Raw genomic sequence first — 329 nt, 5'->3', positions numbered from 1 at the left:
CCGGCGTCAGCCGTCCAGGCTGGAGCAGGATGGCATCCGGCACCCCGACCTTGCCGATATCGTGCAGGGGCGCGGACAGGAACAGCAGCTTGATGTAGTCCGGCGTGAGCAATTCCGGCGCCTGGCCGGCACGGCGCAGCTCCTCGGCGATGGCGCGAACATAGTGCTGGGTGCGCTTGATATGGGCGCCGGTCTCGGGATCCCGGGTTTCGGCCACCGCCGCCATGGACTCGATGGTGACCTGGCGCGAGCGTTCCAGTTGCCGGCGCCAGCGCTCTTCGTGCTGGCGCGCTAGCGCGATCCGCGTGACCAGCGCCAGGGCCGTGAGC

Annotated in this window: 1 protein-coding gene; it reads right to left on the bottom strand. The window is 69.6% G+C overall.

Annotated features, from left to right (window positions below):
* Positions 1 to 329: HD domain-containing protein (locus FS767_RS21865; protein ID WP_144968196.1), on the bottom strand; the 329-nt coding region annotated here is incomplete at both ends.

Origin of the sequence: Pseudomonas sp. DE0010 (assembly GCF_007680745.1) — a bacterium.
GTDB classification, from domain to species: domain Bacteria; phylum Pseudomonadota; class Gammaproteobacteria; order Pseudomonadales; family Pseudomonadaceae; genus Aquipseudomonas; species Aquipseudomonas parafulva_B.
This window is presented reverse-complemented; position numbering and strand designations above follow the sequence as displayed.